This window comes from Blautia sp. CAG:237 (assembly GCF_000436615.1).
Taxonomy (GTDB): Bacteria; Bacillota; Clostridia; order Lachnospirales; family Lachnospiraceae; genus Blautia_A; species Blautia_A intestinihominis.
Map to the genome: position 1 here is coordinate 8,644 of NZ_FR886696.1, position 19,344 is coordinate 27,987.

Below are 19,344 nucleotides of genomic sequence, written 5' to 3' on the forward strand. Positions count from 1 at the left end.
AGTGTAACACTCCGGCGGATTTGGGTAAATTTCATATTTTTTTCATATTTTCAGATATTTACTGCCGGTACACCTGATGCTACTACACGGAGGCAAAGCTGGAACAATCCCTGGAATACCTGAAAGCATACACTTAAGATATAATGGATATCCTCCTCGATCGAACGCTTGCGGTCAAGGTAAACGTTGTGACGCTCTCTGATATAATCAAGAAGCTGGTTCAGTGTATCAAAGCGAAGATTCTTCTCCGCATAAATATCTGCTCTTCCACTCTCAACAAAGACCTTGAGTTCATTCTTCAGATGCTTCTCATACGTATTGTGCTGACGCAGAGATCCGTCAAATGTCTTGTTATGCGGAAATGTAAAGTAGTCTGCAATGTAATGCATGATCTCGCCTGCTCTTCTCCAGAACACACGGTCATTGTATTCTACCAGACCGTTCTCTACCAGACGGCTGATCTTTCCCTGTACCTCGTCAAAGGTGCCAAAATATTCATGTCTCTTGGTTACAAAGGATGGCTGGATGTCCGGAAGGATATTTCCGAGACAAAATGCTTTTCTATGTGACTGTAAGCTCTCATTAGCAGGCATCTGGTCTGCCAGATATCTTGCTAACAGTATGTGTGATTTCTTTCGCAAAATAAACACTTCTTTCTGTGCAAATAAATTGTTTGCTGTAACCAACATCTACTATAACAGATATCCGGCCATTTGAAAATAGAGATTTTGTGAATTTTAATTTTTTTTCTTCGAAGCACCGATCGCCATACTGTGCTGTGCCGCATGACGCTGCTCTGTCAGTTCCTTTTCGTAAAAGATCACACCATTATGATCATATGGATCGTTGAACCAGTAGCCATTCTCATCATATCCCACCAGAAGCATACAATGCTCATTGGAAGTCCATTCAAACCGCTCACCGGAATCCAGAAGTTTCCACTCCGGCCCCGGGATCTCCTTTCGCATATTGATGCAGGCCCAGAAAACTACCGGCATCCCGCGGTCAATGTACTTTCTGCACAACTCTTCTATGGAAGTTCCTGTCTCATTGACAAATGCAAAAGTATCTCCTGCCGCCCGCTCAAGTGCTCCCTTAAGTGCCGGTGCATAGCATCCAAAAGCCTCATCATCATAAGGACTTCCACAGAAAAATTCGTTCGGATCCGGTCCATAAAGTCCGTCCTCTCTCTGCTCCATCGCCCTGCACCTGAGGCAGTTCCGGATAAAACCATCTACCGTAATATCACACCCAAGATAACGGAGAAGCATGACAGCAGTGACGCTCTCGCATCCTGTCGGATATCTGCCGCTCTGGTCGATATAAGGTACTTTGATCTTCGTCATATCTCCTGTCTCTTTCCTGTCAGATATCATCTACTTTGCAACTTTGCGGAGCACAGTAAGGACCGCAAGCAGCAGGATAAGGCTGACTCCCAGGACGATCCACCATACATGGACAAAGCCTGCAAGCAGGAAGCCCACTGCGGATACCACTGCAACTACAGCCGCGTACTGCATCTGTGTCGTTACATGATTGATATGATTACTCTGTGCACCTGCTGAGGACATAACCGTTGTGTCAGAGATCGGCGAAACATGGTCTCCGCAGACAGCTCCGGAAAGAACCGCGGATACTGCAATGATCATCATCTGCATATTGTCGGCACCCGGAAACATCGCAATCGCGATCGGAACCAGGATTGCAAACGTCCCCCAGCTTGTTCCTGTTGAGAAAGAAAGGAAGATCGCCACCAGGAACAGGATCGCCGGAAGGATCACACTTGCAGATGCATTGGTGCCTACGATCGTCTTGACAAAAGTTCCGATCTCAAGTGCATCGCCCATTCCTTTCAGGGACCATGCAAAGATCAGGATCGCGATCGCCGGGATCATCATCTTGAATCCTTCTACAAAGCTGTCCATAAACCCCTTGAATGTGACAACTTTTCGCGGAAGATACAGCACGAGCATAAATAATACGGTGATCATCGTTGCAAAGATCAGACTGGTCTCTGCATCACAGCCGGAAAAAGCAGTGACGATATCTGTCGCTCCGCCAAGGAATCCTGTATAGATCATCGCACCGATCGCAGTTCCGATCAGTACCAGGACCGGAAGGATCAGATCGATGACATGACCGTTGGAAGAAATCTCTTCTTCCTTGACCTGATCAAATTCTTCTCCGCCGGAAGTAAAAAGATCTCCTCTTGCCGCATTCTGTTCATGTTTCTTCATAAGTCCGAAATCAAATCCGGTACCGATCATATAAAATACCATGACCAGGGTAAGAAGTGCATACAGGTTATACGGGATCGTCCAGAGAAAAAGCTGGAATCCTGTGATCCCTGCATCTGCCGGCACATAAGAGTTGACTGCTGCCGCCCAGCTTGAGATCGGTGCGATAATACAAACCGGTGCTGCAGTCGCGTCGATTATGTAAGCAAGTTTCGCACGTGATACTCTGTACTTGTCTGTGACCGGACGCATAACAGAGCCTACGGTCAGACAGTTAAAATAGTCATCCACAAAGATCAGGATACCAAGTCCTGTTGTTGCAAACATTGCGCTCTTTTTATTCTTGATCTTACTGCCCGCCCAGCGTCCATACGCCGCTGATCCTCCTGACTTCGCCATCAGTACAATGATCATTCCAAGCAGAACGTCAAAGATCAGAATATTCAGATTCATACTGCTCTTCATAATGTCAAACAATGCTACAAACGCATTCCACGGATGAAAGCCCGTATAAAGCAGTGCTCCCATTGCCACACCGATAAACAGTGAGCTGTAAACCTCCTTCGTGATCAGCGCCAGCGCGATCGCCAGCAGCGGTGGAACCAGTGACCACCAGGTTCCGATAAACATTGATCCATCCATTTCGTTTCCCCCTCTTATTTTTTAATTTATCAATGCCCTTTAATACTGTCGAAATCAGGTGTTCCGTACAGATCAAACGGTGTACTCTGGTATACGTAATAATTCAGCCAGTTTGTATACAGATTGTTTGCATGTGCTCTCCACATAAGCAGCGGTTTGTTTGCCGGATCGTTTTCGCGATAATAATTCTCCGGGATTTCGATCGGGAGTCCCTTGCTCATGTCACGCTTGTACTCGCCGTCCAGTGTGACACGGTCATATTCCGGATGTCCCATCACAAAGATCTTCCTTCCACCTTCTGCCATTGCCAGGAAAAGTCCAGCTTCCTCGGATTCTGCCAGGATCGTGATGTCCTTGCAGGCACGGATGTCCTCGATCGGGACCTCTGTATGTCTGGAATGTGGTGCAAGGAACATATCGTCAAACCCTCTTACCAGCGGGATCTTGCGGTTCAGGACTTTGTGCCAGAACAGACCGAACATCTTGTGGTCAAGCTGGCGTTTCTTAAGTCCATAGAAATGATAAAGACTCGCCTGTGCAGCCCAGCACAGAAAGATCGTAGAGGTCACGTGGTCAGAAGTCCAGTCCATGATCTCCTGGAGTTCGTTCCAGTAGTCTACTTCTTCAAATTCCATCTGCTCGACCGGAGCTCCTGTAATGATCATTCCGTCAAAACGTCTGTCTTTGAGATCAGAAAAAGTCTCATAGAATTTATTCAGATGACTGATCGAAGTGTTTCTTGCCTCATGGCTCTCCACTGCCATAAAAGTCACATCCACCTGCAGCGGTGTGTTGGAGAGAGAACGCAAAAGCTGAAGCTCTGTCTCCTCCTTGAGTGGCATCAGGTTCAGGATCAGGATCTGGATCGGACGAATGTCCTGATGCACAGCCCTTCCCTCGTCCATGACGAATATATTTTCTCTTTCCAGAATTTCTTTTACCGGTAAATCCCCCTGTATTTTAATAGGCATTTTCCGTTCCTCCTTTATGTGCTTCTTTCTATATATTATTGTTCTGTCATTTTGATAAAGTCTTCCTCAGACAAAATTGGAATCCCAAGTTCCCTGGCTTTTTTGTTTTTGGATGAATTGGATGTGGTATCGTTGTTGATCAGGTAATTTGTCTTGCCTGTGACGGTACCTGTCACCTTGCCGCCCAAGGATTCGATCAGCTTCTTGGCTTCGCCGCGGTTGCTGAAATGCTCCAGGCTTCCTGTGATAACAAAATTCATTCCTGCCAGTGTCTGGTTCTCAGAAACTTCTTCTTTATTAATATGAAGATATCCAAGCAGATGATCCAGCTTGCGGTTGTTTTCCGGATCTTTGAAATATTTCGTGAGGCTCTTTGCGATCACCGGGCCGATTCCATCGATCGCACTGATCTCCTCTTCCTCGGCTGTCCGGATCTTGTCCAGATCATCATCAAAATGCCGGCAGATCACTTTCGCATTGGAAAGTCCGATGTTAGAGATTCCAAGACTGTAGATCACCTTCGCAAGTGTTGTCTCCTTTGCTTTGTCAATGCTTGCTATAAGATTGTCATAAGATTTCTCTCCAAATCCTTCCATTGTCACGATCTCTTCGCGATGCTTCGCGATCTCAAAAATATCTCCGAAATCATGGATAAAACCTTTGGCGATGAATTTCTCCAGTGTAGCTTCAGACAATCCGTCTATATTCATGGCATCTCTGCTTACAAAGAGTGTGAATGCCTTGATCTTCTTCGCAACACAGTCCGGGTTCATGCAGTAGAGAGATTCTACTTCATTTTCCTGAATGACCCTGGCTTCCTCACCGCAGACCGGACAGATATGCGGGATTTCCAGATTACTGCTCCTGGTCAGATTCTCTGCGATCTGCGGAATGATCATATTTGCCTTGTAGACCTGGATCGTATCGCCGATCCCAAGCTGTAATTCCTTCACAATGCTGACATTGTGGACGCTTGCACGGCTGACGGTCGTCCCCTCCAGTTCCACCGGATCAAAAACTGCGATCGGATTGATCAGTCCTGTTCTCGACGGGCTCCACTCAATCTCACGAAGCGTCGTTTCGCGGATCTCATCTGCCCATTTGAAAGCAAACGCATTTCGCGGGAATTTCGCAGTACTTCCAAGTGAATCTCCATATGCAATGTCATCATAAAGCGCAACAAGTCCATCGGATGGAAAATCATTATTCTCGATCGCATGAGAAAAATAATCCATCGCTTCGTCCAGGCTTTCGCCTGTCACCATACGGTATTCCACCACCTCAAAGCCCTGAGATTTCAGCCATTCCATCTGATATGCCCTGGAATTATGCATATCCACATCCTGTGCAGATACCAGCGCAAACGCATAAAACCTTACATTTCGCTCCGCGGTGATCTGATTGTTCAGCTGTCTGACCGATCCGCTACAGAGATTTCGCGGATTTTTGTATTTGGCATCGACATCTTCGATCGTTTCATTGATCCTCTCAAAATCGGAATAGGTGATGATTGCCTCGCCCCTCAGCACAAGCCTTCCCTGATAGGCGATCTTAAGCGGGATATTCTTGAATGTCCTTGCATTATTAGTAATGACCTCTCCGACGATCCCGTTTCCTCTGGTGACCGCCTTCTGAAGTTCCCCGTTCTCATAGGTAAGGACAATGGTCAGTCCATCCATTTTCCAGGAAAGCAGTGTCGGATTGGTTCCTATAAAAGCTCTGAGTGTCTCTCGCTCTTTGGTCTTGTCGAGAGAGAGCATCGGAGATTCGTGTGTTTCCTTTGGCAGTGCATCTACTGCCTCATATCCTACATTAACAGTCGGACTGTCTGCCAGAACGATGCCTGTTTCTGCTTCCATTTGCTCCAGCTGATCGTACAGAGCGTCGTATTCTCTGTTGCTCATGATCTCCCGGTCTTCCTGATAATAGGCCTTTGCCGCTTCGTTCAGTTTTTTTACCAGTTCTTTCATTTGGTTTACGGCTGCTGTTTCCATGATGTCCTCCTGTCTCTTTGATCGTTTCACTTGATGAATTTCGGATCCGTTTTTCTAATTCCTTCCATTCTTCCTTTCGGATCTCACGGTATTCTCCCGGATCCAGCCCATCAAGGGTCAGGTTCATGATCCGGACTCGCTTAAGTGTCTGCACCTGATATCCAAAATATTCGCACATCCTGCGTATCTGACGGTTCAGCCCCTGCGTCAGAATGATCTGAAAACTTCTCCGTCCGGTTTTCTTTACCGTGCAGGGTCTCGTCACCGTGTCAAGGATCGGAACGCCGCCCCGCATGCCCTTAAGAAAATCCTCCGTAATCTCCTTATTTACTGTCACAAGATATTCTTTCTCATGATAATTCCCTGCACGCATGATCCGATTCACAAGATCGCCCTGATTCGTCAGAAGCAGCAGCCCTTCCGAATCCTTATCCAGCCGTCCGACCGGATAGACACGCAGCGGATAGTTAAGGTATTCCGTCACCGTCGTCTCATTTCGCTGTTTCTTGGTGCTGCAGACAATTCCTCTCGGCTTATAAAACAGCAGAAGGACTTTTTTATTCTCTCTCGTGATCGGGTGTCCGTCCAGGCAGACTTCTGCATCTGCCGTTATCCTCTCTCCTGTTTTTATCACAACGCCATCCAGCGTAACTCTCCCCGCATCGGTAAGCTGATCGGCATCCCGCCTGGAACATACGCCTGCGTTGCTTAAGTATTTATTTATTCTGATCGTTTCTGTATTTTCTGTTTTGATTTTTTTATCCATTGTTCTATTATATAATTTTTTCTTTTTGACCGCAACAAAGAGTTTCAGGTTTTCCTTTTAATTCCAGCCTTAATTTTGACGGACTCTTGTATTTTTGTGTCGATTATTGTATCATGTATAGAAGTTCGGGCTTTTGTCTTCTCAGACAGACCCGGTATTATTTTCATAAATGTTAGGAGGAAACGGCATGCCAAGCCGCAAAAAACATACAAATCCGTTTCTGCTGCTCATTGCCATCGCTATCTGTCTCGTTCTTGGTGTCACGCTCAGACAGTCAAATGCTGATTTTTCTGTTCTCAGTGAGAAACCTTCTCAGTCAGTTGCTTCTGTATCTGACAGCCAGGAACAGAACGAGCCTGATTCTGACCAGAAATCCGTTTCACCTTCCGAAACTGCCACACCTTCTCCTACAGAGAAGCCATCTTCATCTGAACGCAAAATTTCTGATGTGGCAGCTTCCGGAGTCTGGACTTCCAGTGGAAGCGACTGGCTCTTTATGGTAGACAGCAAAGCCTATACCGGATGGCTCACAGACACAGACGGCAAAACATACTATTTCAACAAAGATGGTATTATGCAAACCGGATGGGTAGATGCAGACGGCAAACGTTACTATATGGATCTGGACGGTATCATGCAGACTGGTGTTGTCACTGTCGACGGAAAAAGCTATGAACTTCTTGATGACGGTTCACTGAAAGGCTACAAAGCAAAGACAAAAAAGGCCACGACAACACCCACTGCCAAAGCAAAAGCCTCAAAGTCCAAAAATAAATCGTCTGAAAAAACAGCCGATAAATATGTGGCTCTGACCTTTGACGACGGTCCAAGTTCTTTTACGAACAGACTGCTTGACTGTCTGGAAGCAAACAATTCCAAAGCTACCTTTTTTATGGTCGGCAAAGAAATCGACAGTTTTCCTGATGAAGTTAAACGCATGGAATCTCTGGGCTGTGAACTCGGAAACCATACTTATTCCCATGTAGATCTCACAACACTTGCCCCGGAAGATATGTCTGCCGAAATTGCAGGTGTAGATGAAGATCTCGTCAATCTGGTCGGACACGGTGCTACGGTACTTCGTCCTCCATATGGAAACATCAATGATTCTGTACGATCAACCGTTGGCACCCCTATGATTCTCTGGTCGATCGACACACTGGACTGGGAAACGCAGGATGCCAGTCAGATCACAGAGGCTGTCATGTCTCAGGTTCAGGATGGTTCAATTATTCTGATGCACGACATCTTCAGTACTTCTGTAGATGCTGCTGAGATTTTTATCCCGAAATTAATCGAGGAAGGCTACCAGTTAGTCACGATTCACGAACTTGCTAAAATCAAAGGCACAGAACTTACCACCGGCATCGCATACGGTGATTTTACCGGTCAATAAAAAAGAAATCTGCGTATACACCAAAACGCAGATTCTTTTTTGGCCCATAAACCCGGACATAACAAAAGGCACAGAAAATCTGTGCCTTTGCCTTACGTTACTGAAGCAATCCACTGTATACATATCCAGTCTGCCCGTCATATTCAATTTGAATCCAGTCACCTTCCTGACCGAGAACCTGTACCTGATCTCCTTCATCCAGACCACCGATGATATTATCCTCATCGCTGTTGGCAGCAGATCTCACATTGCACCCCTCTGCAACAGTCATTGTCGTACCATCCGATGTCTGTGATGTGGTGGAATCCACCTCTTCTCCCAGTCCATTCAAAAATGCAGCAAGTGCTGTGTCATCCTGCTGTGCCTTCTCATAATCTGCCTGAACTTCTGCTGTAAGTTTCTTAACATCCTCATCGGATTTCAGTGAGTCCATGTAATCGGAAACTTCCTTATTCTGTTCCAGATCGCCCAGAATCTTATAACTGCCGTCACTGTCTCTGACTATATAAGAACTCCATAATGAAGGCGCAGATGTATCTATCCCCTTACAAATAAAACTTCCACGTGTATATACTACATAGGAATTCTCGTCCATGCCCTTCTTCGCATATACATGGTCAACCTGATATCCTTCTATATAATCTTTGGCATTTGTAATTCGCGACTCATCAGAAGGCGTCAGATTGCTGACCAGTGTTCTCAGTGTGGTAATATCTCTTTCCCCTAAAGCCTGATAATAGCTCTTCATAAGTGCGGTGATCTCATCACTGCCTTCTTCCAAGGGATTCGTGTCTTCTTCTTTCTTCCCGTCGTTTGTCTCCCCATCATCTTCCGGAGAAGAAGGATCATTTCCCTGGCTGTTGTCCTCCACTGTATTCTGTTCTTTCTTAGAAGTACCCTTCCCACTTCCAATACAGGCACGAACGCCAAAGAACAATACAGCTACGATTATCAGAATTGCTCCGCCAAGCATAAAATAGCGAAGGTTATCCGATAACCATTCTCTGAAATTATCCAAGTTCTTGTCCTCCTTAAATTACAACGCACCGAGGCAGACCCATTACCCAGTGCAGCACACCTGAAGGGAATCGAACCCCCGCACATGGTACCGGAAACCACTGCTCTATCCACTGAGCTACAGGTGCAAATGTGTTAAGACGCAATACTCTTAACACATGATATATTATCACATCTTACTTGAAAAGTAAAGTTTTTTGTTTTATATACACAATTGCATAAAATTGTAGTTACGATTCTCCAAGCAAAGGACTTCTGTATTCTTCTACTGAATTTCCAAGCCGATAAACACTGTATTCTCCGACTACTCCAAGCTCCTGATAGCGACAGGCTTCCAGTTCCTCTTTCTGCTGTTCATTTGGAATTTTTACCACAAGATAGTTGCATTTAACCCATTCAGCATATTTTGCAATATTTGCGTAATTAAATGCAGGTGCATTGATTTCGAAGTACAACTGTCTCCTCGCCCCTACCGCACCGCCGGATCCTCTTCTTCCAAACGGAAGATAAACCGATGGATCGTAAACACGAATATACGAACTGACATACTCATCTGCCACCAGCAGGAATTTCTTTCCATCTGCATCCTGCTTCGCAAGTTCACAGATTCCTGCAACTACGTCCGGAACCTGCTGATAATTATTTACCTTATGATAGTAGCCCTCTGTATAAAACTCTTTGCCGCCCCAGGCGATCATTCCTGCAAAAAGAACCAGAAGAACCGGCTGCAGGAAGCTTTTCCTTCCACGGATAAACTCTGTCAATGCCAGTGCGATCACCGATGTTGATGGTACGAGCCACAAAACTCTCCAGTAAACATTCTCTCCTATACATTTCTGTATGATTTTTGCCGTATATGGAAAAAAGAACAGAAAAAGCATCAGAAAAACATATGCCAGTACATACCGGGTCGTTTTCTTTTTGTGTTTAAAAATCAGCAGATAAAGAAGTGCAATTACCAGAAGATATGGAAAAATGCTGCTCCCCCAGTAATTATTCCAGAATCCCAAAGATTTTTTAATCATTTCTTTCATCATATTCTTTTATCCTTCACACAATCAAAATGTAAAAAACTCCGAGCACCAGAGAAGGAATGCAGCAGATGATTCCCTTCAAAAAAGCTCTCCAGTCCCTGCGAATCACCAGGCAAAGCAGTAGAAAAACTCCAAGCATCATTGTCCCCAGAATGATTCCCATAGATGACAGAAGGCAGCAGCTTAAATCTGCCATTGCAAGAAGAACCCAGGGATATTCCGGTTTTTTCTCCATGAGCACAGACTGGCAGATATAAAGCAGAAGCGGCAGAAAAGCAGATGCCAGCAGTGCCTTGCCCTGCCAGATACGAATCATCTGAAAGCTTCCTGAATTATATACAGAATATGCTGAAAAGCTACAGATACATGCTGTCAGGAACAAATACATTCCCTGCGCTCTTTTATCACCGGGAAACCATTTCTTTCCAAGAAGATATTGAACACTGTAAACTACCGGAAGAAAAACTGCCGGGAAAATCATATGCGCCATGATCGCTGGATGAAGTCCCGCACTGAGCTGGCTTACCACCGCAAGAAATACAGGGAACGGAGAAAGTATATATCTGCTTGCAATACCATAATACTTCTGTCCTGTATATGGGATAATTTCAAAGATCGTATCCGTCTGTACACCAGAGGTCGCCTGAGCCACATAAAAAGCATCATCTGCATCCATATGTGCCAGTAGAACACACATTGCCATCTGTGCCAGAATCAGGATCAGTGCGATCCAGAAATAGATTTTTTCTCTGTCAAAAATACCGGACAGACGAATAGTATCTTTCGCCTTCACCGTCACAAAAACACCTGTCAGGGCCAGGATCAGTGCGATACTTCCATAGGAAATCACCAGCACATGCAGCGGCATTTTCAGAAACGTCATTGGAAGGGTCAGAACCTCCATGATCGAAAAAAGGATCAGATAACCGCTCACGAAACGTTCAGTCAGAAGGGGCTGCCGTCTTTTGACAAACGGCAGTCTTCCCACTGCAACCGGTACAAGGATAAGCCAGAAAACAGCCAGGATTCCCTTCATTGCCATTTCCATATTTATTTCTCCATCTCTTTTTCAAGGATCCCCATCGCGATCTTCTCCGGAGTGATCGGAAGTTCACGTACACGGACTCCTGTTGCATTATAGATTGCTTCTGCAAGTGCCGGACACGGGGTATCAATGACAAGCTCTCCAATGGATTTCGCTCCGAATGGGCCACTCTCCTCGTAACTGCTCTCAAAATCAACACGGATCTTACCGATATCCATTCTGCTCGGGATCTTGTACTGCATGAAGGAATTGTTGCGGATCTTTCCCTTATCTGTATACTGTACATCCTCAAACAGTGCCATTCCGATTCCCTGTACGATACCGCCCTCGGTCTGCACCCGGGCAAGATTCGGGTTAATCGGTGTTCCACAGTCAACAACAGCAACATAATCAAGAACATCTATATTTCCTGTTTCTTTGTCTACTTCGACCTCGACCATTCCGACCATGAACGGCGGAGGGGACAGCGGTGAGGAATGCTGTTTCACTACCTGCAGTTCTATATTGTTAAAGAAAGTACTCTTAAGCCCAATTTCCTCGAGAGAAACTTTTTTATTCTCATCCTCGGCACAGAATACATAAGAGCCGTCAAAATCAACGTTCTCCTGCTCTGTCTGCAGCATTTCTGCTCCGAGTTCACAGATTTTTTTGCGGAGCTCCTGGCAGGCTTTTACGACTGCCATACCGGTTGTATAGGTTGTTGCAGATGCATAGGAACCTGAGTCATATGGAGAAATATCAGTATCTACACTGAATACTACGATATTTTCCATCGGAGTCTCCAGACAGTCTGCAGCAATCTGTGCCATAACAGTATCGCATCCGGTTCCCATGTCTGTACAGCCAAGTGCCAGAGTGTAGGAACCATCTTCATTCAGCTTGATGTCTGCACCGCCGACATCAACACCTGCAATAGAAGAACCCTGCATTGCCATCGCAACACCCAGACCGCGTACTTTGCCATTGCCCATATCCTGGGAGAGTGATCTGGAATCCCAGTTCATCATTTCCTTTGCTCTTGCCATACAGCGATCCATTGCACAGCTCTGTGCATATGGGACATCTGGATATCCCGGAAGCGGACCGCCCTCTACCGGCATGTTCAATTCTTTCATCCTGGCCGGATCCATTCCCATCTTGTGTGCCAGTTCATTGACCGCAGATTCAACCGCAAAAATACCCTGCGTTGCTCCATATCCACGGTAAGCTCCTGCTGCCTGCACATTCGTATAAACGACATCAAAGCAAAAACGATATGCTTCGGTATGTCGGTAAAGTCCAATGGATTTGTGACCACTTAATCCTACGGTTGTAGAACTGTGTTCTCCATACGCACCGGTATTTGACAGTGTATAGACATCCAGTGCACGGATGATACCGTTCTCATCTGCACCTGCACGGACAGTGATCTCCATCTCGTGACGCGGTGTGGAGCAGATCATCGATTCATATCTGGAATAGATCATCTTGGACGGACGGCCTGTCTTCCAGGTTACAAATGCCGGGTAGATCTCACTGACAGAAGTCTGCTTTGCGCCAAAGCCACCGCCGATCCTTGGTTTGATGACACGAACTTTGGATGCCGGAATATCCAGTGCACGACCTACGATTCTTCTGATATGGAAAGGAATCTGTGTAGAAGAAAGTACGATCAGACGTCCAAAATGGTCCATATAACATGCTGTACGGAAAGTTTCCATCATAGCCTGCTGGTTTGCCCTGGTGTGATAAGTGTGTTCTACCGTATATGCACATTCACTTAAGACTTTATCTACATCACCATGTTCTTCCCTTGCTGTAGCACATAAGTTTCTCTTATTATCGCCGCCAAGCGGGATCTTGAGTTTCCAGTCCTCCTCCGGGTGCACCAGGATCGGATTATCTTTTGCAGTGTGGATGTCGAAGACCGGTGTTTCCACCTGATATTTGACCTTGATCCGCTTAAGTGCCAGATCAACAGCCGCCTCTGTCTCACCTGCAACGATCGCAACTGCATCTCCGACAAAACGCACATGACGGTCAAGGATCAGTCTGTCATCCGGGCTCATCTCCGGTGCAGTCTGTCCTGCAAGTGTAAAACGCTTCTGCGGAACATCTTCATAGGTAAAAACACAGACGATGCCAGGAACTTTCTTTGCTGTATCCGTCTTGATCGTGTCGACCCATGCATTGGCATGAGGGCTTCGCAGGACTTTGACGATCAGGGAATCTTTCGGTGCCAGGTCGTCCGTGTACACAGGCTTTCCTGTTACCAGTGCCATGGCATCTGTTTTCTGGACAGGTTGATTTACATATTTCATTTTATGCTTCCTCCTGTGTTTTCTTATAATTAAGGTATTTCAGGATACTTGCGGTCTGGGAGACAAAACCGGAACATCTGCACAGATTTCCTGCAAGGTATTCCTTGATCTGCTCTTCATCCGGTTCCTCGAGTTCACGGAGCATCGCGATCACATTCATGATAAATCCCGGATTGCAGAAGCCGCATTGTTCTGCACCTTCATTTGCAAGAAAAGTTCCAAACTCCTCTGCTTCTTTCTGAAGTCCTTCCAGTGTCACGATCTTCTTTCCATCAATCCTTACAGCGAGCATGGAACAGGAAAGGATCGGTTTCTCATCCATCAACACCGTACAGAGACCACAGTTTGCTGTCTCACAGCCTCTCTTGACACTGTAACAGCCTTTTTCCCTCAGAAAATCGATCAGGAGCATTCCCGGATCGACTTCTTCCTGACGCTGTATTCCATTCAGCCAGAATTTAATATTCATCCTTCATTCCCCCTACTACTTCCCAGGCTCTTCTTGTAAGAACTTTTACAAGAAGGGTTCTGTATTCTTTGGATCCTCTCATGTTTCCGCTAGTCGGAACATGTTCTGCTGCATAGTCTGCAAATTTCTGAATTACTTCTTTCTTTGCTTCTTCACTCTTCTGATCAAAATTTCCAAGGATGTCTTCCTGATCCTCTACGACCATGGCACGGGCAGGCCTTGCACCGATCACTGTCCTCGCTTCGTTTCCGACCAGAGAAACACAGCAGGTCAGTACCGGAAAGTCTGTCTTTGTATTTCTCTGGCTCATATAACAGACGCGGAGAGGCTGCTTCTTTACAATAATATTTACAAGGATATCGTTATCTTTCTTCCGATCCACAAACTCTGTCAGCGGGATTTTTCCTGCATTGTGAAGTTCTACCCAGGTATCCATCCCCAGGAACATGGTCAGTACATCCGAGAAACCGTATCGTCCCCAGATACTGCCGCCGACAGTCGCACAGTTTCGGAACTGCACGCCAACAATGTGCCGGACACTTTCTCTCACAGCCCCCTGCGTATATTCATTCAGTCTCTTATCAGTCTCAAGTTCTCTCAAAGTCGTCATGCATCCGATCACGAATTCCTCATCCGTTTCCTGAATGCCAGCAAGTCCAAGTCCGGAAAGATCAATGGCTGTGGAAATATTTCGATTTCCCATCTTAAGCCATACCATTCCGCCAAGCACGATCGCTGTTTTTTTCTGATTCAGCTCATATGCTTCCTCAATGCTGTTTACTTTCACATAGCTTTTAATCTTTAGCATCTGTGCATCGATTCCTTTCTTTCATCCAATTTTAAAGGTATAAAGGCATACATTATTTAATTTTAGCAGAAAAATTCCGAAATTTCCAGAGGGATCGATTTTTCTGTGAAACATGCATAAAAAAATCCCTTTCTGATCCGCAGTTTTGCGGAGAACTGCGGAAAAGAAAGAGATGATTGATTTTCATTTAGCGGTTGTTGATCGCAGTTACAAGTGCATCGATGGATGCACGGATGATATCCGGGTCAACGCCGGCTCCCCAGGAGAGAGTTCCGTCTGGTTTCTGGATTCCTACGTAAGCAATCGCTTTGGAACTGGTGCTCTTCTCAAGCGCATGCTCCTGGTAGGTAACCAGTGTAAATTTCAGTTCGTAAGCTTTCTTCAGTGCGTTGCTGACTGCATCCAGACGACCATTTCCGGTTGCCTCTGTTGTAACTGTCTTTCCATTGAAGCTGGAAGTTACCTGAGTAACGATTCCACCGTCTTTCTGCTGGAAATGTACTTCGCTGATGCTGTATGGGCTGACCGCATTTTCGAAAGTGGATTTGAACAGGTTAAAGATTTCATCCGGATGAAGTTCTTTGTGGCTGTGGTCGGATACGGCTTTGGCTGCATAACCCATAGCTTCACGCATCTTAGGCGGCAGATTCAGACCGTACTTGGTCTCCAGGATATAGCCTACGCCGCCCTTTCCGGACTGGCTGTTGATACGGATAACATCTGCATCGTAGTTTCTTCCAACATCGGTCGGGTCGATCGGCAGATATGGAACTGTCCAGCGGCTCGGGTCTTTTTCCTCTCTCCAGTGCATTCCTTTAGCGATCGCATCCTGATGGGATCCGGAGAAAGCTGCGAATACAAGTGAACCGCTGTACGGGCTTCTCTCGTCAACTTTCATGCCTGTGCACTCTTCGTATACTTCGCATACATGCGGCATATCGGAAAAGTCAAGCTTCGGATCTACGCCCTGGGAGAACATGTTCATTGCAACAGTAACGATATCCACGTTTCCGGTACGCTCTCCATTTCCGAATAAGGTTCCCTCGATTCTGTCAGCGCCTGCCAGCAGACCCATCTCAGAATCTGCGACACCGCAGCCACGGTCATTGTGTGGATGAAGGGAAACGATAACGTTTTCACGGTATTTCATGTTTTCGCACATGTATTCGATCTGGCTTGCATATACATGAGGCATGGAATGCTGTACGGTAACAGGCAGGTTGATGATCGCTTTGTTGTCTGCGGTCGGTTTCCATACATCCAGAACTGCGTTGCAGACTTCCAGCGCGTATTCCGGTTCTGTTCCTGTAAAGCTCTCCGGGCTGTATTCAAACTGGAAATTTCCTTCTGTCTGGTCAGCCAGTTCTTTGAGGAGTTTTGCTCCGTCTACAGCGATCTTCAGGATCTCTTCTTTGGATTTCTTGAATACCTGCTCGCGCTGTGCTACGGAAGTAGAGTTATATACGTGAACGATCGCTTTCGGTGCGCCCTTGACAGCCTCGAAAGTTTTGCGGATGATATGCTCTCTCGCCTGAGTCAGTACCTGGATGGTTACGTCATCCGGGATCAGGTTCTGTTCGATCAGAGTACGGATAAAGGTGTATTCTGTCTCAGATGCTGCCGGGAAGCCAACTTCGATTTCTTTGAAACCGATCTCTACGAGCAGTTTGAAGAATTCGATCTTCTGCTCCAGGCTCATCGGGATGACCAGGGCCTGGTTTCCATCACGAAGGTCAACGCTGCACCAGATTGGAGCTTTGTCTACATATTCTTTCTCTGCCCATTTCATGCATCTCACTGGTGGCATAAAATACTGTCTCTGATATTTTGTTACGTTTTCCATGATCTTTCCTCCATCTTGTAAAAAATTCTGTGCAAAAAAAAATCTCTCATCTCTACACTATTGTAAGAGACGAAAGACAGTAACTTTCGCGGTACCACTCTTATTTATGAACGGTTTCATACACTCAAGGGATACGGGATCATTGGATCCTTATATCCTCTCCATATAACGGTGGATACCGTCTGTGTCTACTCTCCTTATCGGATTTCGGACAGATGCTCAAAGGCGAGTTCCATGGATTCCTTCTGCTGCCTTACACCAGCCGACAGCTCTCTGCGCTCCGGTTTGCATGTACTATTCCTTATCATTGCATTTCATCATTTTGCTTTTTCTGATGTAGTAAGACTAACATGACATTTCATTCTTGTCAAGGGTGAATTTCAAGAGTTCCCTTTAAAACAATATACCGGATTCCTTATTTGAAATCCGGTACGTAAATATTATTTTTTATCCAGAAGTTCTGCCAGGATTCTGGAATACTGTCTTGCCGCGTCACCATTCATGTGACCATCATAATCTGTGTATGCCTTCATGTCATGTGTAAATACCTTGAAGTACTGTGTGTTAAAGTTCAGATATTCTACATCCTGCTCTTCAAAAAATTTACCGAAATACTTCCACGCCGCATTATAATTATCACTGTAATCCTTCAATGCCGCAATTGGAACCGGTGTGGTTACTGCCACAAACTCAATGTCATTTTCTTTACAGAATGAAATCAGCTTCTGGAGGTATTCCATATTCTGGCTGCTGACTTTATCCTGTTCGAACAGTTTTGGCTCTGTTTTCTTTATTTTCTTTACATCCACCGGATACCTTTCGATAAATCCACTCTCATGATATTCCTGAGAATCACTCTTTAACCCTTCGATGCTGTAATCTTTTTTCAATTTCTGTGTGAAAGTCTCTTTGATCTTTGGAACTTCATAGCTAAGTGAATATTCATACCACGGAAACAAAACTGTTCGGAAATTACATTTCACAATAGAATTCCAGAAGTACTCTGCCTTCGCTTTTGTGACTGGAAATTCATGATAAAACAGCAGATAGTTGTTTCCTTCTTCTTTTTCGGTAACAAAATATCCCGGATCCACTTCATAAATGATTCGTTTCGGTTTCTGCTTCTCTGTGATCAGCTTTGTAAGATAATATGCATCAATCCCATATTCACCACCTACGCAGAGATTATGTCCTGTACGTCCGTTCACTTCCTCCATGGACTCCGGATCAATGTCCATTTTACCATGAGAAGTTCCCAGAATAATGTCATCAAACTGCTGTGTTACAACTGTATGTACATCGTTTCTCATAAAAGTGCAGGGATAAAGTGCTGTATCCAGCAGTATCAGTATTGCTGTGCAGACTGCAATGACGAGAACTGCTTTTGAAAATTTTTTAAAACTGTGCATAGATAAATCCCCTTACTGCCGCTGTTGATCCGAAGAAACCAATGGATAACAGCAGGCAAAAATAAATTGCCACTGTGACCGGTAAACTACATCTGGACAGCGTCTCCCTGATTCTGATACCACGTTCCTGAAGAACGCTGACAATAAACAGAATCATGCATCCAACTGCAAGGATCAGCAATGCATAAGGTGTAAATGCTGTTCCCTCCTTGCCTGCCGGAATCAGAAGCAATTCTGCCGGCGCAAATCTGGTCACCGCCAGTCTCATCATATGAAGTGCCTGTCCAACGGTATCTGCACGGTCAAAGAACCAGCTGATGTTTACCAGAACAAAAGTCCTGATGATCATAAACACATAATACCAGTTCTCTTTTCCCGTAATATTGAGCTTTTTCTTCCAGTTCTTGTAGTTTCCTGCCATAAGGCCGCTGAACGCAATGATAATACCGTTATACATACCATATACGATATATTTCCATGCTGCACCATGCCACACACCAACTACAAAAAATACGATCAGATTTGACAGACAGATCGGTAAAGTACGACCTGTTTTCTTTCCAAAGACTTTTTTTGCCCATCTTCCAAATTTTTTCATCCATCCGGAAAGCGTCACCGGATAAAAAACATAGTCCTTCATCCATGTACCAAGGGTGATATGCCAGCGATGCCAGAAGTCTGTAATAGACGTTGCAAAAAACGGGCGGGTAAAGTTCTCATCCAGTTCAATTCCAAACATGGAAGCAATACCAATTACAACATCCATTCCACCGGAAAAATCCGCATACAGCTGTATCGTATAAAACAGGACTCCAAAGATTGCCAGGCCACCATACTGATCCGGATTATCAAAAATTGCATCTACAAAAACCGCTGACCAATCTGCCAGGATCATTTTTTTGAAAAAGCCCCAGAGAATTCTCTCAAGACCTCTTGTAATATTCGCGCTCTCAAATTTATGAGGCTCATAAAGCTGATGTGCCAGTCTGCTGTATCTTCCGATCGGTCCCTGAAGGATCTGCGGGAAGAAGGATACAAACAGCGCATATTTCAAGGGATGATGTTCTGCTTTGCATCGTTTCCAGTATACATCCAGAATATATCCCGAAGACTGAAAGGTATAAAAGGAAATGCCCAGTGGAAGCAGAATCTGCATTCCCCTCAGATTCATATGAAACAGGGCATTCAGATTCTCTATTGCAAAGTTTGTGTATTTCGCAAGACCAAGCATTCCAAAATTAAGTACCAGCCCAAGGATCACAAATTTCCTTGCGGTTTTGTGTTTCCCTGCTGTTTCCATTTTTTCTATGGCAAGCGCAGTCAGCCAGGTTACAAACGTGGAAAACAGCAGAAAGCCAACATATCTGATGCCTCCCGCTATGTAATAAATATAACTGAAAGCCAACAGCACCA

15 protein-coding genes, 1 tRNA gene, 1 pseudogene and 1 other annotated feature are annotated in these 19,344 nt (G+C 45.3%); of the genes and pseudogenes, 1 reads left to right on the plus strand and 16 read right to left on the minus strand.

Annotated elements, in window-relative coordinates; all coding sequences use genetic code 11:
- Nucleotides 1-50: 50 nt before the first annotated feature.
- The 6 genes and pseudogenes from QZL69_RS02960 to QZL69_RS02985 all read right to left on the minus strand — a co-directional run.
- A complete protein-coding gene (locus QZL69_RS02960; RefSeq protein WP_227221891.1) occupies nucleotides 51-650 on the minus strand; it encodes a zinc dependent phospholipase C family protein in 600 nt (199 codons plus the stop codon).
- Nucleotides 651-737: 87 nt separating this feature from the next.
- Nucleotides 738-1,346: a C39 family peptidase gene (locus QZL69_RS02965; protein WP_022213736.1), complete on the minus strand. Its 609-nt coding sequence runs from the start codon at nucleotides 1,344-1,346 to the stop codon at nucleotides 738-740.
- Nucleotides 1,347-1,376: 30 nt separating this feature from the next.
- Nucleotides 1,377-2,879, minus strand: a complete 1,503-nt coding sequence (locus QZL69_RS02970) for a Na+/H+ antiporter NhaC family protein (protein WP_022213737.1) — start codon at nucleotides 2,877-2,879, stop codon at nucleotides 1,377-1,379.
- Between the two features lie 29 nt (nucleotides 2,880-2,908).
- On the minus strand, nucleotides 2,909-3,850 hold the full coding sequence (gene metA / locus QZL69_RS02975) for a homoserine O-acetyltransferase MetA (RefSeq protein WP_022213738.1): 942 nt from the start codon (nucleotides 3,848-3,850) through the stop codon (nucleotides 2,909-2,911).
- Nucleotides 3,851-3,885: 35 nt separating this feature from the next.
- Nucleotides 3,886-5,844 carry an NAD-dependent DNA ligase LigA gene (ligA, locus tag QZL69_RS02980; RefSeq protein ID WP_022213739.1) on the minus strand — a complete coding sequence of 653 codons (1,959 nt, stop codon included), beginning with the start codon at nucleotides 5,842-5,844 and terminating at the stop codon, nucleotides 3,886-3,888.
- A 91-nt stretch (nucleotides 5,845-5,935) separates the two neighbouring features.
- Nucleotides 5,936-6,610: pseudogene (locus tag QZL69_RS02985) on the minus strand (pseudouridine synthase); the annotation flags it as partial.
- A 187-nt stretch (nucleotides 6,611-6,797) separates the two neighbouring features.
- On the opposite strand from QZL69_RS02985, the gene QZL69_RS02990 reads away from it, so the two are divergent.
- Nucleotides 6,798-8,006, plus strand: coding sequence for a polysaccharide deacetylase family protein (locus tag QZL69_RS02990; protein ID WP_022213740.1), 1,209 nt, complete (start codon nucleotides 6,798-6,800; stop codon nucleotides 8,004-8,006).
- A 97-nt stretch (nucleotides 8,007-8,103) separates the two neighbouring features.
- Here QZL69_RS02990 and QZL69_RS02995 read toward each other — a convergent pair whose 3' ends face one another.
- The 10 genes from QZL69_RS02995 to QZL69_RS03040 form a co-directional block, all read right to left on the minus strand.
- Nucleotides 8,104-9,024 (minus strand): SH3 domain-containing protein, encoded by a 921-nt coding sequence (locus tag QZL69_RS02995; RefSeq protein ID WP_022213741.1) that lies wholly within the window; start codon nucleotides 9,022-9,024, stop codon nucleotides 8,104-8,106.
- A gap of 55 nt (nucleotides 9,025-9,079) precedes the next feature.
- Nucleotides 9,080-9,151: transfer RNA gene (locus tag QZL69_RS03000), tRNA-Arg, on the minus strand.
- A 102-nt stretch (nucleotides 9,152-9,253) separates the two neighbouring features.
- The gene (locus QZL69_RS03005; protein ID WP_022213742.1) at nucleotides 9,254-10,060 is read right to left on the minus strand and encodes a hypothetical protein; all 807 of its coding nucleotides are present in this window, start codon (nucleotides 10,058-10,060) and stop codon (nucleotides 9,254-9,256) included.
- Nucleotides 10,061-10,073: 13 nt separating this feature from the next.
- Nucleotides 10,074-11,105, minus strand: coding sequence for a DUF6077 domain-containing protein (locus tag QZL69_RS03010; RefSeq protein ID WP_022213743.1), 1,032 nt, complete (start codon nucleotides 11,103-11,105; stop codon nucleotides 10,074-10,076).
- Between the two features lie 2 nt (nucleotides 11,106-11,107).
- The gene (locus QZL69_RS03015; RefSeq protein WP_022213744.1) at nucleotides 11,108-13,402 is read right to left on the minus strand and encodes a xanthine dehydrogenase family protein molybdopterin-binding subunit; all 2,295 of its coding nucleotides are present in this window, start codon (nucleotides 13,400-13,402) and stop codon (nucleotides 11,108-11,110) included.
- Between the two features lies 1 nt (nucleotide 13,403).
- Nucleotides 13,404-13,871, minus strand: a complete 468-nt coding sequence (locus QZL69_RS03020) for a (2Fe-2S)-binding protein (protein WP_022213745.1) — start codon at nucleotides 13,869-13,871, stop codon at nucleotides 13,404-13,406.
- On the minus strand, nucleotides 13,861-14,679 hold the full coding sequence (locus QZL69_RS03025) for an FAD binding domain-containing protein (RefSeq protein WP_022213746.1): 819 nt from the start codon (nucleotides 14,677-14,679) through the stop codon (nucleotides 13,861-13,863). The genes QZL69_RS03020 and QZL69_RS03025 overlap by 11 nt, the downstream gene beginning before the upstream one ends.
- 187 nt (nucleotides 14,680-14,866) lie before the next feature.
- Nucleotides 14,867-16,522, minus strand: a complete 1,656-nt coding sequence (locus QZL69_RS03030) for a 2-isopropylmalate synthase (RefSeq protein WP_022213747.1) — start codon at nucleotides 16,520-16,522, stop codon at nucleotides 14,867-14,869.
- Between the two features lie 62 nt (nucleotides 16,523-16,584).
- Nucleotides 16,585-16,839: a binding site (T-box leader), on the minus strand.
- A gap of 123 nt (nucleotides 16,840-16,962) precedes the next feature.
- A complete protein-coding gene (locus tag QZL69_RS03035; protein WP_022213748.1) occupies nucleotides 16,963-17,931 on the minus strand; it encodes a hypothetical protein in 969 nt (322 codons plus the stop codon).
- A partial coding sequence (locus tag QZL69_RS03040; RefSeq protein ID WP_291518019.1) for an MBOAT family O-acyltransferase occupies nucleotides 17,918-19,344 on the minus strand: 1,427 nt, incomplete at its 5' end. The genes QZL69_RS03035 and QZL69_RS03040, both read right to left, overlap by 14 nt.